The following is a 13428-nucleotide window of genomic DNA, read 5'->3' on the forward strand; positions in this document are numbered from 1 at the left end:
GTCGGCTCTGTTTGTTACTATCGCCATCCCTTCCGCCAGGAGTCACCGCCCCATGCAACACCAGTGGGATGAAATGCACCGCACCCGCAAACCCACGTTCGTCTTGTGTGGCGAGCCCCAGGGGGATGTGCTCAATCTCTATGTTCACGGTTATTCGGCATTCTTCAACCGTCAGCAACTGGGCAGTTTCAAGGAGCAACTGGCCGGTATCGAAGGGTCGACCAACCTGATGTTGTTCTGGCCGGCGGGGCATTTTCTGGAAAACCTGTTTGCACCGTTCAAGGACGTGCTCGCCTCGCTGCTCGGCGGTGGCGGCCTGGGCGCGGCGACGGTGGGCGTGGGCAAGGCCATTGCCTATTTTCTCGACCATTACAAAAGTGTCGAGGCACGGGTCGATGAAGTGGCCAAGACGTTATTGCCAGAGCTGGCCGGCTACCTGCACGACCAGTCGCTGCCGGTACGGCGTATCAACCTGATCGGCCACTCCCTGGGCGCGCGTATCCTGGTCAAGAGCTTGCTGGCCAGCCCCGAGATTGCTCGCGAACTGCCGCTCGATAACCTGTTGTTGATGGGCGGGGCGATTTGTACATCGAGCCCCTGGGACGATGTGTCGGCGCCGCTCAAGGGGCGGTTGATCAACTGCCACTCCAGCAAGGACTGGGCGCTGGCCATGAAACCCGACACCGAGCGTTGCATTGGCCGCTATGCGATTGACGTAACGCCCGCGCTCAAGTCCAAGGTCACCAATGTGCACCTGGCCAGCTTCGATCATGCCGCCTATTGGCCGCAGTTGAAGACGGTGGTGCAGTACACCGATTTGCTGCAGGAGCGGCGCGGCATGATCCGTGTGGACTCACGCAGCAGTGAAGTGCGTTTTGCCGAAGCGGACGTGGACCTGTACCCGGCATTGGTGCAAGCGCGGCCGGAGGAACTGAAGTTTCTTGCCGAACTGATGGCGCAAAAGCGCAGTGCCGCGATTGATGCCAGTGTGCGCGAGCCGTTGAAACTGGCCATTGAATTGCAGCGCATGGGCGGTGATAGCTTTATGAACCTGGCCCGTGGCCATGGCGTGGGCTATCGCCAGATTGCCGAAGATGTGGCGCAACGCCTGGGCATCAAGTTCGACCAACCACTTGAACACGTGGCGCTGGCAGAGATCGAAGGGCAGGTCGCAGAAACACTGATCGAGCAGTACAAGGACAAACTCAGTCGCGCTGATCGCCAGGCGTTCGAGGCCGAGCTCAAGGCGGCTGCACAGAAAGAGCAGGGGCTGTTCAACCGTTTCGATCTGGGGCGTTCGGCCACCACCGCCTTGAGCGGCACGGCGTTGGCCGGGCTGACCGGGTTTATCCTGCGGCGCGGTGCGGCCACGGCGATTCCGGTGGTGGGCCAGGCGCTGGCTGCGGCGATGTTGCTGGTCAGCGGGGTGCGAGCGTTTTCCGGCCCGGCATATTCGATCACCACCCTGGCGGTACTGGTGATCGGCGTGATTCGCCAGCGCATGGAGCGCGAGGCGCTTAACCAGGAACTGGAGCTGGTGGTGCAAGTGGTGGAAGCGTTTGACCTGCCGCGAGACACGGTGATGCGCACGGTCGCGTCCGACTGATAAGCTGCTGCCCAAGTCTTGTGTATTTGCCTGGAATACCGCGTGAAATTCAGCCTGCCGAAAATCGCTACCGCCCCGTTCTGCCCGCCGGAAGTGGCCGGCTCTGTCGCTGTTGATCCCAAGGCCTCGTTTTTTAAACGGGTGCTGATGTTCGCTGGCCCCGGCCTGTTGATCTCCATCGGCTACATGGACCCCGGCAACTGGGCAACGGCCATTGAAGCCGGTTCACGCTACGGCTACAGCCTGTTGTTTGTGGTGCTGCTGGCCAGCCTGGCGGGGATGGCGGTGCAGTGCCTGTGTTCACGGCTGGGTATCGCCACTGGCAAGGACCTGGCGCAACTGTGCCGTGAGCGCTACAGCCAGCGCTCTGCTCGTACCCAGTGGGTGTTGGCGGAAATCTCCATCATCGCCACAGACCTTGCCGAAGTGCTCGGCTGCGCCCTGGCGTTTCACCTGTTGCTGGGCGTGTCGCTGACCACCGGCATTGTTATCACTGCTTTCGATACGCTGTTGATCCTGGCCCTGCAAAATCGTGGTTTTCGCCGCCTGGAAGCGATCATGCTGGCGCTGGTCGCCACCATCGGCGTGTGCTTTTTCATCGAACTGGTGCTGATCAAACCCTACTGGCCCGACGTGCTCAGTGGCTTCACTCCGTCACTGTCGGCTATCAGCGATGCGGCGCCGTTGTACTTGGCCATCGGTATTCTCGGCGCGACGGTCATGCCTCATAACCTCTACCTGCACACCTCCATCGTGCAGACCCGCCTGATCGGCAAGGACCTGGCGAGCAAACAGGACGCGGTCAAGCTGGCGCGTATCGACACCATCGGCTCCCTGGCCTTGGCGCTGTTGGTCAACGGCGCCATCCTGGTGCTGGCGGCTGCAGCCTTCTACAAGACCGGCCATACCGATGTGGTGGAGATCCAGGACGCCTATCACCTGCTCGATCCCTTGGTCGGCGGTGCTTTCGCCAGCATTCTGTTCGGTATCGCCTTGCTGGCTTCGGGTCAGAGTTCGACCTTTACCGGCACCATTGCCGGCCAAGTGATCATGGAGGGTTACCTCAACCTGCGCATACCCTGCTGGCAGCGCCGCCTGATTACCCGTGGGCTGGCGCTGATCCCGGCGTTTCTAGGTGTATGGCTGATGGGTGATGATGCCATCGGCAAGCTGCTGATTCTCAGCCAGGTGGTCCTGAGCCTGCAGTTGCCCTTTGCGCTGTACCCGCTGATCCGCATGACCGGCGACAAGCAATTGATGGGGCCATTCGTCAACCGGTTACCCACGCGGCTGCTGGCGTGGTTTTTGTTCGCGGTGATCAGTGGGGCGAATGCGTGGTTGATTGGGCAGTGGTTGTTCTGAGCTAGGGTTGAGTCATGTGCTCGTTTTCTCAACACCGCCTTCGAACAGTTTGCGCTCCATCAGGGGGCGGTCACACTCACCGATCCCAATACGGCACCGTCCCAAAACACTCCACGAAATAGTCGATCACCGTGCGCACCTTCAATGAGAGCCTGCGGCTGCCCGGCCACAACGCGGCGATCTGTTGGGGCTCCAGGGTTGTCGCGACCTCATACTCACTCAGCACCGCCTGCAAGGTGCCGGCGCGCAGGCTTTCGCCAATCAGCCAGGACGGAAACACCACCAGGCCCAGGCCTTGTTCGGCGGCGTGGGTGAGTGTGTCGGCGTGGTTGCCAGTGATGGGGCCGCTGACGCTGTAGGGGGTCCAATCGCCTTGGCCGCGGCGGAAGAACCAGCGCTGCTGACCGGTGATGCCTTTGTAGGCCAGGCAGTGGTGGTGGGCCAGTTCGTCGGGGTGGCGCGGCGTGCCATGCTGGGCCAGGTAGGCGGGGCTGGCGGCGATGCGAAAGCGTTGCGGCGCGAAGATGCGCGCCTGCATGCCCGAGTCATTGAGCACGCCGATACGAAACAGCAGGTCGGTGCCGTCTTGCAGCGGGTCGACGAAGGTGTCGGTCTGCTGGATATCCAGTTGCAGCTTCGGGTAGCGCCGGCACAGCCCTCCCAGCCAGGGTGAAAGGTGACGCTGGCCGAACGCCATGGGCGCGTTGATGCGCACCAGACCGCTGGGTTCGCTGTCTTGCTCCTGCAGGGCCTGGTTAGCCGTCTCCAACTGCTCGAGTAGCAAGCGTGCGTGACGGCCCAGCAGGCGGCCAGCTTCGGTGGGGCTGACGGCACGCGTATGGCGGTAGAGCAATTGCTGGCCGACGGCCTGTTCCATCAGTTGAATCTGCCGCGAAATGGAGGAGGGCGCCAGGCTTTCGCGGCGGGCCACTTCGGAAAAGCTGCCCTGGTCCAGCACGGCCACAAACAGGCGTAGCGCCTTGAAACTCAGTTCATTCAAGCCCTGCATCGTCTCTCCAGGCTGTGCGTTTTGCGCAAAGGTGTTGTCCGCATATTCCCATTTATCGCACAACACGGCCACCGGATAATGCGCGCCATGTTTTTCCCTTCTTGATACACGGGTGATGTATGCAGGCACGTTCTACCGAAGGCCTGGCGCAGGCCAGGCCGAGCAATAACCTTTTACGGCTGCTGCTGTTGCCGTTGGTAATTCTGGCGGGCATGGGCCTGTCGGTGGAGGCCGGGTTGCTCGGGCCATTGGGTGCGCAGGTCGGGCATTTGTGGGCGACGTTGAGCATCTTTGGTGTTGGCACGGCGATTCTGTTTTTACTGCTGCTGTTCAGCGGCCCGCAAAAGGGTCCAGCATTCACGCAGCTGCCGCGCTGGCAACTGATCGGCGGGTTTCTGGGGCCGATGTACGTGGTGGTGTTGACCCTGGCCACGCCCCACATCGGCATCGCGATGACCATGATCGCGATCCTCTCGGGCCAGGTGGGCAAGAGTGTGTTGATCGACCACTTCGGCTGGTTCGGCACGGCGCGCAAACGGGTCAATGGCGAGCGCTGGATCGCGTTGGCGTTGATTGTGGCGGCTCTGGTTCTGATTGCACGAGGTTAAGACGATGAATCTGTTTATGTTGTTGGTGGTGGTGATTGCAGCGGGGGCGGTGCTGAGTGTGCAGGCCGCTATCAATGGGCGTCTGGGCCAGACGGTGGGTGTATTGCGCAGCAGTCTGTTGACCTTCGCGGTGGGCGCGCTGACCACGGCGCTGTTGATATTTTTCTTCGAACCGGCCCAGGCCGTCAGCCTGCTGGAGGTGCCAAAGTGGCAATTGACCGGTGCCCTGTTTGGCGTGGTGTACATGATGGTGATGGTCGGCGCGGTGCCTGTGGTCGGCACAGCCGTCGCCACGGTGGCGGTGATTGTCGGGCAACTGGGCATGGGCATGCTGATCGACAACTTTGGCTGGCTGGGCAACCCGGCGATCGAGCTGTCGGGCAGCCGTATCCTCGCCATGCTATTGCTTGCCCTGGCGTTGGTGTTCATGTACCGCAGTAATAGCCGCCGGGCCGACTGACGGCGCTGAACCATGCTTGCTTGCCCAGGGTCACTGCTTAAGGTGCGGCGCTCGCCGCACCGGACGACCATGAAAAAGGAGTCTGACCATGCCAGATCAAACCTGTGCTTGCCCTCACTGCAAATGTGTATTGGGCGCTGACGCAATAATGAAAGACGGCAAGGGCTATTGCTGCCAGGGCTGTGCCGAGCACCATGCTCATGGTGAACCCTGCGCGGCGGCGACGGGTTGCGAATGCGCCAAGTCAGCCCACGGTTGACAGGATTGACCTGCAGGCCCGGCCACCCGGTGCCTGCAGGATGAGTAAAAACAGTTCGTTTGCCGGCGACCAGTCTTTACCATGGTCACCCGACCCGATTGATGTGTACCCGCAATGGCCCTGGCCGCGCCCCCCGACCTCAGTGATCACGCCGTTCCCGTGCAGCCGTTGGCGCGTACCTACCCGCGTGGGTTGTACGTAGAGCCGCACAGTCACGATTGGGGCCAGTTGCTCTACGCGATGAGCGGTGTGATGTGGGTCGAGACGCCCCGCGAAGCGCTGGTGGTGCCGCCCCAGCGTGCGGTGTGGTTGCCACCGGGGGTGGAGCACGGGATCCGCGTGGTCTCCGATTTGCAGATGCGCAATATCTACCTGCGCCCGGCGTTGGCAGCGACGCTGGACAGCCAGGTGCAGGTCATAGAAGTGGGCCGCTTGTTGCGTGAGTTGATCGTGACATTGGTGGAGCAGGGCGATCACGGCGATGCGGCCTATTACGAGGCTGTCGTAGGCCTGGCCCTGTTGGAGTTGCAACGCGCACGGCGCTCGCCTATTCGCATCGCCATGCCGGTGGCGGCTGATCGTCGGCTGATCAATGCGTGCCAGGCCGTCATGACGTCGCCCTCCCTGGACATCCCGTTCGAGCAGCACGCCGAGGCCGCGGGCGCCAGCGTGCGCACCCTGGCGCGGTTGTTCCAGCAGCACCTGGGCATGGGGTTTGCCCAGTGGCGCCGTCAGGTGCAGTTGGCTACGGCGGCGGCGGAGTTGATCCAGGGCCATTCGGTGAGCGGCATAGCGCGCACCCTGGGCTATTCGCCCAGTAGCTTCAGTGACATGTTCCGACGTGAACTGGGAGTATCGCCGTCGCAGTACAGGGGTTGGCCGAAATCCTGAAGCACTTGGCCGATACCCACGGTAGACGCGCCCTAGACTGAGCCCATCAATCAACCGGGCGCAGCGTTCATGAGCTATTTGATTTCCTTGGCCATCGGCCTGTTTGTCGGCGTGATCTACGGCGCGCTGGACTTCCGCTCGCCTGCACCGCCCGCTATCGCACTGGTCGGCCTGATGGGCATGCTGCTCGGCGAAAAGCTCTGGCCCATGGCGCGGCAGTTGGTCAGTGGTTGGTTGTCCTGATCCCTTTTTCCTTCCACGGATGCCCTCTATGAACGCACTGCAATTTACCGACACCGGCGACCTCGCCCACCTGCGCCTAGTGGAGGTGCCCATGCCGGTACCGTCTGCCGGCGAAGTGTTGGTCAAGGTCAACGCGGCGGGCCTGAACCCCAGCGACGTCAAAAACGTGCTTGGCCGTTTCCCCTACACCACGATGCCACGCATCCCTGGGCGTGACTTCGCAGGCGTGGTGGTGGAAGGCCCGCAGGCATTGCTCGGCCAGGAGGTCTGGGGCACCGGTCGTGACCTGGGTTTTTTCGCTGACGGTTCCCATGCCCAATACCTGCGCGTGTCAGCCAAGGGCGTGGCGTACAAACCTACGCACTTGAGCCTTGCCCAGGCGGCCAGCCTCGGTGTGCCCTATACCACCGCCTGGGATGCCCTGGAGCGCAGCGGCGTTGGCAAGGGCACGCGCTTGCTGGTGGTCGGCGCCAACGGCGCGGTCGGCAGTGCGGCGTTGGCGCTGGCGAAGATACGCGGTGCGCAGGTATTGGCGGCCGTGCGCAAGGCCGATCAGCTCGAGATGTTGCAGGCCCAAGGGCTGGAGGCGATTGCCTTGGGCAAGCCGGAGGAATTGGGCGCGCAAGTGCAGGCCGTGTTCAAGGGCGGCGCCGACGTGATCTTTGACACTACCGGTTTCTGGCTGCCTGCCGCGGTGGCGGGGCTGGCACCGTTCGGCCGCATCGCCATCATCGCCGCACCGGTTGACGGCCATGTGCAGTTACCGGCCCTGGCGCTGTACCGTAAGGGCGGGTCGGTGGTGGGGATCAACTCGTTGCTCTATAGCTGCGAACAATGCGCGGTGATGCTTGAGGCGTTTGGGCGCTTCTTTGATGAAGGCCTGTTGCCGCTGCCTACGGGGTTGCGTGAAGTGGCGTTGGTGGAGAGTGTTCAGTGCTATGCAGAAGTGAACAACGGCAGCCCAGACAAAATCATCTTCCTGCCCTGATGGATAGAAATGTGGGAGCGGGCTTGCTGTGGCGAGGGAGCTTGCTCCCGCTCGATAGCGCAGCTGGAGCCGGCTTTTTTGGGGGCGCTACGCACCCCAGCGCAAGCAAGCTTGCTCGCCACAGCAAGCCCGCTCCCAGAGTGTTGATCTTTATTCGGTTTCGGGAACGCCTTTTTCCCACGCCGACCAGTTCTTCACAATCGCTTGGACCAACGGGTTGCCCGTGCGGTACAGGTTTTCCAGCGCCGGTACAAACCCACCCTGGTCCGCATACTTGAGCAGGTTGTCCACTTCGCTGTAGCCAGGGTAAGGCCGGTCAAAGTCGGAACCTGCGCGCACCACGGCCAGACGCTGGATATCCACCAAGCCTTCGCGGCTGGCGCGCAGCAGCGCTTCGTAGGTGGAGTTGTCTTCCTGTTGGGTGGTGCAGTATTCGCCTTTGTTGTCGGTGAGCAACTTGGTCCAGACTTCGGCACGTTCGCTCAACCGGGTACCGGAAAACCAGGTGTTGCCCGCCAGGGTGTCGCAGCGGGTGACTTGCGGCGGCTGGTTGGCCGGGGCGGCGGGGTAGTGTTTGCGCCAAGCGGCGGACTCTGTGCTTTCTGTCAGCTCCACCTTGTGCGACAAGGCAAATGTCTTGGCTTGCAGTTTGGGGTTGAGCTCAAACACTTCGGTCTTGTAGTCCAACGGTGGTTTTTCGTTGGGGCCCTTGGTGTTGATCCCGATATAGCCCGTCGGCCAGTCCTTGGGTGCATCCCGTGAATCCAGCTCCCACTGCGTGCCGAACTCCACCAGGTAATGAGCCCAGGCGGCGGTGCCGATGGTGCCGTGCTTGGGGCTGATACCGGCGATTCCGGCGATCAGGAAGTAACTCTGGCGCAGGTCGAACTTGGGCGACAAGGCCAGGGCCAGGGTAGACGCGGCAGCGTTGGTCTGGCCCATGCCGGTCACCAGCAGGCACACGTCTTGGGTGTTGCAGCGAATCACGGGATATTCGGCGGACAAGCCCGGAACGCGTACTTCTTGTTTAAGCTCGAGGCGGTCGATCCAGGTTTGCGCCTCGGGGGCGAACATGGTGATCAGCATCACCTTGGGTTTGATCGGTGGCGGGTTATCCGCCAGCACCACGTGAGGCAATAGGGCCAGGCCGACGGCCAGCGAGACACGGGTCAATGCGTTCATCTACAGCTCCTTGATCAGAATTGATAGCCCACGCCAGCGTAGTAACCCCAGCCGTCTGAGCGTGCGCGGAAGTTGCCTTCGCCGAAATTCAACTCGCTGCCATCCTCCCAGTTGCCGCCGTTGTGAAAGTAACGGCCGACCAGGGTAAAGCGCAGGTGGGTAAACGAGTACAGCAATACGTTGGTGGCCACCAGGGAGTTGGCGGTGCGCGCCGGGTTGTCCTTGTGCAGGTCCGAGCCGAAATCGTAGTTGGTGAAACCGATGTAGGTCAGCGAGGCGCCGTTGTCGAACTTGCCAATGGGCACGATGTACTTCATCTGCGCTCGGTAGCCGTCCCAGGAATACTCATTGCTGGCGCCGTAGTTTTCCCACTGGTAACGCCCGTAGAAATTGGCCGACAGGTTGACTCGCGAGTGGGTGTCGATATCGGTGCCCAGGCCGCTGTACAGGGTGTTGGCGCGGTTTTCCTTGCGGCTGCCGTGGTCGTAGATCCAGTCAAAGGCCACATACCATTCCTTGAATGGGCCAATTGCCAGGCTGCGTCCTGCGAGGTAGTCGATGGAGATCCGCGGTTCATGCTCCATGAACACCGGCGAGCCATGGTCCCACACACCTTTGTCATTACTGTTACCGATGGTGAGGATCTTCGGCACATCGATATAGCCGTACAACTCAAAGGGGCCCTTGCGCCCGAAGTACTCGTATTCCAGGTAGACGTCATCTTGAGGCTTGGGGCCAAAACTGATGTCTTTGCTGCCAATCAGCGTGAGGTCCTGGTTAAACCACTCGGACAGATACACGCCTTTTTTCGCCGGAGGGTTGGCTTCAGGGCTGAGGGTTTCGCCCTGTGCTGAGTCATCCACGGGCTTTTCCTGCGCCAAAATGGGTGCACTGAGTACTCCCGTAACGGCAGCCAGTAGCAACGAAACGCCAAGACCAGCACGAGGCTTTGAGGTGGGGTGCATTGAAAGTCCTTATTCTTACGCGGTTTAAACCCGATTAGACGGGGAGGAGTGAACTTGGCGGTCAAGTTCGTTCCGCAAACGTTTGCACAGGTTGCACCAACTTGGGTCAATGGCTTGAACTATCTAGAAAAAAGAGCAATTAGCCGACGCTTTGGTCAGGAAAACAGTGGGATTTCTGTCATCCTGATGCGTCACCCCTGTGGAGGAATCTGATGTTCGTACACTACCTGCGTGCCTGGGAGCTGAGTGCCGATGGAGAGCCTATCGTCACACCCGGCAGCCACCTGTTGCCGGTCCGCTGGAAGGGCGTGCCGGCGATGTTGAAAATTGCTCATACCCCTGAGGAAAAACTCGGCGGCCGCCTGCTGAGTTGGTGGGCCGGTGACGGCGCGGCACGGGTGTTCGCCCATGACCACACTGCAGTGTTAATGGAACGCGCCACGGGCCCAGGTTCCTTGATGCGCATGGCCCTCAATGGTCAGGACGACGAAGCCAGCCATATCGCCTGCGCAACCCTGGCCCGGCTGCATGCGCCTCGTGTGTCGCCGCCCGAAGGGTTGGTTGGGCTGGATGAGTGGTTCAGATCCTTGTGGCACGCCGCCGAACAGGAGGGCGGTGCCTTACGCGACTGCGCGGCGACGGCCCGGACATTGCTGGCTGCGCAACAGGAGGTTGTGGTACTGCACGGTGATTGCCATCACGACAATATCCTCGACTTTGGCCCTCGTGGCTGGCTGGCGATCGATCCAAAGCGGGTGATGGGCGAGCGCGGTTACGATTACGCTAATCTGATCTGCAATCCGGACTTGCCGACCAGTAGCGATCCACTGCGTTTCCGCCGCCAGGTTGGGGTTATCGCCCTGGCGGCCGGCCTCTCACGTCCGCGTTTGTTGCAATGGGTGGTGGCTCATGCCGGGTTGTCTGCCGCCTGGTTTCTGGAAGACCAGGAGCGCGAGCGTGCCATGATTGAGTTGCAGGTTGCCCGTCTGGCACAGCAGGCACTGGCTCAAGGGGCGGGCGAGTAAGGCGGCGGGTGATGGGTAACCGGCGTGAATAATTGAAGTGCGGCCTGCCGCCGGTACTCACTCGGCGTCTGGTGCATTTCGATACGAAAGTGGCGATTGAAATTCGACAGGTTGGCGTAGCCCACCTCAAAGCAGATGTCCGCCACTGACATTTGGCTGTGCAACAGCAAGCGGCAGGCACGCTGCACGCGGAACTTGCGCATCAGGTCGATAAAGCCGTGGCCGGTGTTGCGCTTGAAAAACCGCGAAAAGCCGGGTTCGCTCATGTCCAGTTGCCGGGTGATGTCCGACAGGCGTACATCGCCGGTCAGTTCCCGCATCAGGTAGTCGAGCGCCTTGTTGATACGTTCGGCGCTGCGCGCATCCAGCGTCGGTGCATAGCACGGGCTGGCCAGGGTATTGGCCTGTGCAGGCGGTGCGTTCTTCAGGGTGTCGAGCAATTGCAGGAACAGGGCCAGGCGTTGCAGCCCATGGGCGCAGCCGATGGCCTCCATCAGCCGTGCCGCGCTCGTTGCGGTCTCGCCGGTGAATTCGATGCCCCGTCGCGCCCGTGCAAACAGTGACTGTAAATCACCGAGCTCAGGCAGGGTGGTGCGCAGAGCGAGCAGGGCGGCGCCGTCGAATTGCAGCACCACATCACGCCCGTGCAGGTATTCGCCCGGGGCCAGGTCACCGATCCAGTCGTGGGGCAGGCCAGGGCCGATCAGTGCGATATGCCCGGCGCTGAATGCACCGATATAGTCGCCCGCCACCAGCTTGCCACTGCCTTGGCGGATCAGGTGGATTTCGAATTCAGGGTGGTGGTTCCAGCGTGCCAGTTCATAGGGATAGTCATGTTCGAACCAGCGAAAACCATGTTCCGGTTCGGTCAGGATCACCTCAAGCTCGGCAGGGCGATGCTCGAACAGGGTGGCGGGGCTGACGGGCATGGTGCTGCCTCTTGTGGCGGTGCAATTTTCCCAAAATACCCGCACTGGCAATCGCTGCGCTAGCCCTGGTTTCGCCTGAGGCTGATACTTTTTTGATCCTGTGCCTCAAGTTAAAAAAGTATCAGCCTCGCATTCGCCAGCCGTTTGTGAGGCGGCAGGCCAAGCTGCTGTAATCGAGGCTCAACAACAAAGGTCGGCTAGCTGTTCTCGGCGGTGTTCACCGGCTACCGGCAATAACCTTTACAGGACCCCCCATGAAACGACTCGAAGGCAAAAGCGCGCTGATCACTGGATCGGCGCGAGGCATTGGCCGTGCGTTCGCCCAGGCCTACATCGCTGAAGGCGCCACCGTGGCCATCGCCGACATCAACCTGCAACAGGCCCAGGCCACCGCCGCCGAACTGGGGCCCCAGGCTTACGCGGTGTCGATGGATGTCACCGACCAAGCCTCCATCGACGCAGCGATCGCCACAGTGGTGAGCCACGCCGGCAAGCTCGATATCCTGATCAACAACGCCGCCTTGTTCGACCTGGCCCCCATCATCGACATCACCCGCGACAGCTTTGAACGGCTGTTCTCGATCAACGTCGCCGGCACGCTGTTCACTCTGCAGGCCGCAGCCCGACAGATGATCAGCCAAGGGCATGGCGGCAAGATTATCAACATGGCCAGCCAGGCCGGGCGGCGAGGCGAGCCGTTGGTGGCGGTTTATTGTGCGAGCAAGGCGGCGGTGATCAGCCTGACGCAATCGGCGGGGTTGAACCTGATCAAGCAGGGCATCAATGTCAATGCCATCGCCCCCGGTGTGGTGGACGGTGAGCATTGGGATGGGGTGGATGCGCTGTTCGCCAGGCATGAAGGGCTGTCGCCTGGCGAGAAGAAAAAACGCGTAGGGGATGAGGTGCCGTTTGGGCGGATGGGCACGGCTGAAGACCTGACCGGCATGGCGATCTTCCTGGCGTCGACGGACGCCGACTATGTGGTGGCCCAGACCTATAACGTCGATGGCGGCAATTGGATGAACTAGCGGTTGACGCTGACCCAACTGTGGGAGCTGGCTTGCCTGCGATAGCGTTGGTGGATTCACTCCCGTCATTGCAGGCGAGCCAGCTCCCACCTTTGAACTTCAGCGTGCTTGAGAATAGGGTAAGTCAGCAACGCATCGATCCCCGCAGTAAACTGTCCCATACTTCAAGATTTCTACGCTCGCCCGGAGGCGGTCGTACGTGCAGACCACCCGAGAACGACCATGAGCCTTTCGAAAGCCGCCATCGCTTCATTTGACGTCGACGCCCAGAAGAGCTTCACGCCTTTGTGTCCCAACGAGTTGCCAGTGGCCGGTGGCGACGGCATTGGTGCCGAACTCAATTACATGGCCAGTCTCGCCGGCCACCGCATCGGCAGCAAGGACGCCCACACCCCCCACGCACCCTGGGTGGTTGCGCAGCACAGCGAGATGCTGCAACCCACCGGCCTGGCCCATGCCGATGTGACCTGGGTCAGCCACTGCGTGCCGGGTACGGAAGGGTTCACCCTGCTCGATGAATTGCCCACGCCCTATGACTACGACTACTTCATCTGGAAAGGGGTCGAGCCCGACCTGCACCCCTACGGCGCCTGTTACCACGACCTGCACGACAAACTGTCCACCGGCGTCATCGAGTACCTCAAGGCCCACGGCGTGGCCTGCGTGATTGTGGGCGGGCTGGCGCTGGACTATTGCGTCAAGACCACTGCGTTGCAGTTGCTCAAAGCCGGATTGCAAGTGGTCCTGCATTTGCCGGCGTGCCGAGGCATCAGCGAGGAGGGCGGTGTACGGGCTGTCGACGAATTGCTCAAGGCCGGTGCACACGTCAGTCGCACCCGCGAAGAACTGGCCCTGATTGCGCAGGGCTGAGCC

General features: G+C 61.4%; 15 protein-coding genes. 11 read left to right on the forward strand and 4 right to left on the reverse strand.

Annotation, left to right across the window (positions count from 1 at the left end):
* The first annotated feature begins 52 nt into the window (after window positions 1-52).
* Together HU730_RS01940 and HU730_RS01945 are read left to right on the forward strand one after the other, a co-directional pair.
* Window positions 53-1606: a DUF726 domain-containing protein gene (locus HU730_RS01940; protein WP_054897040.1), complete on the forward strand. Its 1554-nt coding sequence runs from the start codon at window positions 53-55 to the stop codon at window positions 1604-1606.
* 42 nt (window positions 1607-1648) lie between these two features.
* The gene (locus tag HU730_RS01945; protein WP_072448638.1) at window positions 1649-2968 is read left to right on the forward strand and encodes an Nramp family divalent metal transporter; all 1320 of its coding nucleotides are present in this window, start codon (window positions 1649-1651) and stop codon (window positions 2966-2968) included.
* Between the two features lie 76 nt (window positions 2969-3044).
* On the opposite strand, the gene HU730_RS01950 is transcribed toward HU730_RS01945, so the two are convergent.
* Window positions 3045-3977 carry a LysR family transcriptional regulator gene (locus HU730_RS01950; protein ID WP_054918678.1) on the reverse strand — a complete coding sequence of 311 codons (933 nt, stop codon included), beginning with the start codon at window positions 3975-3977 and terminating at the stop codon, window positions 3045-3047.
* Between the two features lie 119 nt (window positions 3978-4096).
* Here HU730_RS01950 and HU730_RS01955 point away from each other — a divergent pair, with 119 nt between their 5' ends.
* The 6 genes from HU730_RS01955 (at window position 4097) to HU730_RS01980 (ending at window position 7426) form a co-directional block, all read left to right on the forward strand.
* Window positions 4097-4585, forward strand: coding sequence for a DMT family transporter (locus tag HU730_RS01955; RefSeq protein WP_014718846.1), 489 nt, complete (start codon window positions 4097-4099; stop codon window positions 4583-4585).
* 4 nt (window positions 4586-4589) lie between these two features.
* Window positions 4590-5045: a DMT family transporter gene (locus HU730_RS01960; RefSeq protein WP_003191976.1), complete on the forward strand. Its 456-nt coding sequence runs from the start codon at window positions 4590-4592 to the stop codon at window positions 5043-5045.
* 88 nt (window positions 5046-5133) lie between these two features.
* Window positions 5134-5304, forward strand: coding sequence for a putative metallothionein (locus tag HU730_RS01965; protein ID WP_019816816.1), 171 nt, complete (start codon window positions 5134-5136; stop codon window positions 5302-5304).
* A 114-nt stretch (window positions 5305-5418) separates the two neighbouring features.
* On the forward strand, window positions 5419-6195 hold the full coding sequence (locus HU730_RS01970; RefSeq protein WP_072448636.1) for a helix-turn-helix transcriptional regulator: 777 nt from the start codon (window positions 5419-5421) through the stop codon (window positions 6193-6195).
* 69 nt (window positions 6196-6264) lie between these two features.
* Window positions 6265-6438: a DUF1427 family protein gene (locus HU730_RS01975; RefSeq protein ID WP_014718843.1), complete on the forward strand. Its 174-nt coding sequence runs from the start codon at window positions 6265-6267 to the stop codon at window positions 6436-6438.
* Between the two features lie 28 nt (window positions 6439-6466).
* Window positions 6467-7426 carry a zinc-binding alcohol dehydrogenase family protein gene (locus tag HU730_RS01980; protein WP_186527782.1) on the forward strand — a complete coding sequence of 320 codons (960 nt, stop codon included), beginning with the start codon at window positions 6467-6469 and terminating at the stop codon, window positions 7424-7426.
* A 150-nt stretch (window positions 7427-7576) separates the two neighbouring features.
* On the opposite strand, the gene HU730_RS01985 is transcribed toward HU730_RS01980, so the two are convergent.
* Both HU730_RS01985 and HU730_RS01990 read right to left on the reverse strand, forming a co-directional pair.
* Window positions 7577-8608, reverse strand: a complete 1032-nt coding sequence (locus tag HU730_RS01985; protein WP_186527781.1) for a purine nucleoside permease — start codon at window positions 8606-8608, stop codon at window positions 7577-7579.
* A gap of 14 nt (window positions 8609-8622) precedes the next feature.
* Window positions 8623-9573 carry a nucleoside-specific channel-forming protein Tsx gene (locus tag HU730_RS01990; protein WP_032872109.1) on the reverse strand — a complete coding sequence of 317 codons (951 nt, stop codon included), beginning with the start codon at window positions 9571-9573 and terminating at the stop codon, window positions 8623-8625.
* A gap of 212 nt (window positions 9574-9785) precedes the next feature.
* On the opposite strand from HU730_RS01990, the gene HU730_RS01995 reads away from it, so the two are divergent.
* On the forward strand, window positions 9786-10598 hold the full coding sequence (locus tag HU730_RS01995; RefSeq protein WP_186527780.1) for an aminoglycoside phosphotransferase family protein: 813 nt from the start codon (window positions 9786-9788) through the stop codon (window positions 10596-10598).
* Here HU730_RS01995 and HU730_RS02000 read toward each other — a convergent pair.
* The gene (locus HU730_RS02000) at window positions 10580-11527 is read right to left on the reverse strand and encodes an AraC family transcriptional regulator (protein ID WP_186527779.1); all 948 of its coding nucleotides are present in this window, start codon (window positions 11525-11527) and stop codon (window positions 10580-10582) included. The genes HU730_RS01995 and HU730_RS02000 overlap by 19 nt on opposite strands.
* A 254-nt stretch (window positions 11528-11781) precedes the next feature.
* On the opposite strand from HU730_RS02000, the gene HU730_RS02005 reads away from it, so the two are divergent.
* Both HU730_RS02005 and HU730_RS02010 read left to right on the forward strand, forming a co-directional pair.
* Window positions 11782-12555, forward strand: coding sequence for an L-iditol 2-dehydrogenase (locus HU730_RS02005; RefSeq protein WP_186527778.1), 774 nt, complete (start codon window positions 11782-11784; stop codon window positions 12553-12555).
* A gap of 222 nt (window positions 12556-12777) precedes the next feature.
* Complete coding sequence (locus HU730_RS02010; protein ID WP_186527777.1) at window positions 12778-13425, forward strand: isochorismatase family protein; 648 nt, start codon at window positions 12778-12780, stop codon at window positions 13423-13425.
* Window positions 13426-13428 lie beyond the last annotated feature (3 nt).

Origin of the sequence: Pseudomonas sp. SWRI22 (assembly GCF_014268395.2) — a bacterium.
GTDB classification, from domain to species: Bacteria; Pseudomonadota; Gammaproteobacteria; order Pseudomonadales; family Pseudomonadaceae; genus Aquipseudomonas; species Aquipseudomonas paracarnis.

Excerpts from the sequence above, each read along its gene's own strand:
- HU730_RS01940 (WP_054897040.1), top strand. The coding sequence starts at position 53 with ATGCAACACCAGTGGGATGAAATGCACCGCACCCGCAAACCCACGTTC.
- HU730_RS01950 (WP_054918678.1), bottom strand. The coding sequence starts at position 3,977 with ATGCAGGGCTTGAATGAACTGAGTTTCAAGGCGCTACGCCTGTTTGTG.
- HU730_RS01955 (WP_014718846.1), top strand. The coding sequence starts at position 4,097 with ATGCAGGCACGTTCTACCGAAGGCCTGGCGCAGGCCAGGCCGAGCAAT.
- HU730_RS01960 (WP_003191976.1), top strand. The coding sequence starts at position 4,590 with ATGAATCTGTTTATGTTGTTGGTGGTGGTGATTGCAGCGGGGGCGGTG.
- HU730_RS01965 (WP_019816816.1), top strand. The coding sequence starts at position 5,134 with ATGCCAGATCAAACCTGTGCTTGCCCTCACTGCAAATGTGTATTGGGC.
- HU730_RS01970 (WP_072448636.1), top strand. The coding sequence starts at position 5,419 with ATGGCCCTGGCCGCGCCCCCCGACCTCAGTGATCACGCCGTTCCCGTG.
- HU730_RS01975 (WP_014718843.1), top strand. The coding sequence starts at position 6,265 with ATGAGCTATTTGATTTCCTTGGCCATCGGCCTGTTTGTCGGCGTGATC.
- HU730_RS01980 (WP_186527782.1), top strand. The coding sequence starts at position 6,467 with ATGAACGCACTGCAATTTACCGACACCGGCGACCTCGCCCACCTGCGC.
- HU730_RS01985 (WP_186527781.1), bottom strand. The coding sequence starts at position 8,608 with ATGAACGCATTGACCCGTGTCTCGCTGGCCGTCGGCCTGGCCCTATTG.
- HU730_RS01990 (WP_032872109.1), bottom strand. The coding sequence starts at position 9,573 with ATGCACCCCACCTCAAAGCCTCGTGCTGGTCTTGGCGTTTCGTTGCTA.
- HU730_RS01995 (WP_186527780.1), top strand. The coding sequence starts at position 9,786 with ATGTTCGTACACTACCTGCGTGCCTGGGAGCTGAGTGCCGATGGAGAG.
- HU730_RS02000 (WP_186527779.1), bottom strand. The coding sequence starts at position 11,527 with ATGCCCGTCAGCCCCGCCACCCTGTTCGAGCATCGCCCTGCCGAGCTT.
- HU730_RS02005 (WP_186527778.1), top strand. The coding sequence starts at position 11,782 with ATGAAACGACTCGAAGGCAAAAGCGCGCTGATCACTGGATCGGCGCGA.
- HU730_RS02010 (WP_186527777.1), top strand. The coding sequence starts at position 12,778 with ATGAGCCTTTCGAAAGCCGCCATCGCTTCATTTGACGTCGACGCCCAG.